At 49.7% G+C, this 336-nt stretch carries 1 protein-coding gene and 1 pseudogene; both read left to right on the top strand.

The window, feature by feature from the left end:
• Positions 1-196: IS3 family transposase (locus BHE85_RS19350; protein ID WP_139286454.1), on the top strand; the 196-nt coding region annotated here is incomplete at its 5' end.
• Between the two features lie 30 nt (positions 197-226).
• Positions 227-334 (top strand): annotated as a pseudogene (locus BHE85_RS27785) (IS66 family insertion sequence element accessory protein TnpB); the annotation flags it as partial.
• Between the last annotated feature and the right edge of the window lie 2 nt (positions 335-336).

Here is a 336-nt window from a genome sequence, read left to right as displayed (position 1 = left end):
CATCAATGGTCTTTACAAAGCGGAGGTAATACACCGTAAGAGCTGGAAAAACCGTGCAGAAGTGGAACTGGCCACACTCACGTGGGTGGACTGGTATAATAATCGACGATTGCTGGAAAGGCTGGGCCACATCCCTCCGGCAGAAGCAGAAAAAGCTTATTATGCTTCCATCGGAAACGATGATCTGGCAGCCTGAGTTCACAGATAAAACACTCTCCAGGAAACCCGGGGCGGTTCAGTATCCATTACCCGCTCGCAACTGGCAATGCTCCTCGATAAGCTGGACTGGCGTCAGCCAAAAACATCCCGCCTTAATGCACTGACAATGTTGTAAAA

This window comes from Shigella sp. FC1567 (genome assembly GCF_001743015.1).
Lineage (GTDB): Bacteria > Pseudomonadota > Gammaproteobacteria > Enterobacterales > Enterobacteriaceae > Escherichia > Escherichia coli.
This window is presented reverse-complemented; position numbering and strand designations above follow the sequence as displayed.